Annotated in this window: 1 pseudogene; it reads right to left on the bottom strand. The window is 56.3% G+C overall.

The features are described 5' to 3' along the window. Positions 1 to 234, bottom strand: a pseudogene (locus tag R0J92_RS23800) (MFS transporter); the annotation flags it as partial. Between the last annotated feature and the right edge of the window lie 29 nt (positions 235 to 263).

Consider the following 263-nt stretch of genomic DNA (forward strand, 5'->3'; position numbering starts at 1 on the left):
GGTCGCCAGAAAGACGAGGCCGACAAGCGTGCAACCCATGCCGAAGGGCAGTGAATAAGGCATCGGCTTGCGGTCGGTGTAGATACCTACGAGCGGCTGCAGGATCGATGCCGTCATCTGGAACGTGAAGGTCAGAAGTCCGATCTGCCAGAATGACAGGCTGTAATTGTCCTTCAGCATCGGATAGATGGCCGGAAGGAGCGACTGCATCATGTCGTTCAGGAAGTGGCCCATGCTAGTGGCCAGAATAATGGCGAGGACAG

Origin of the sequence: Tritonibacter sp. SIMBA_163, assembly GCF_046535935.1 — a bacterium.
Taxonomy (GTDB): Bacteria; Pseudomonadota; Alphaproteobacteria; order Rhodobacterales; family Rhodobacteraceae; genus Epibacterium; species Epibacterium scottomollicae.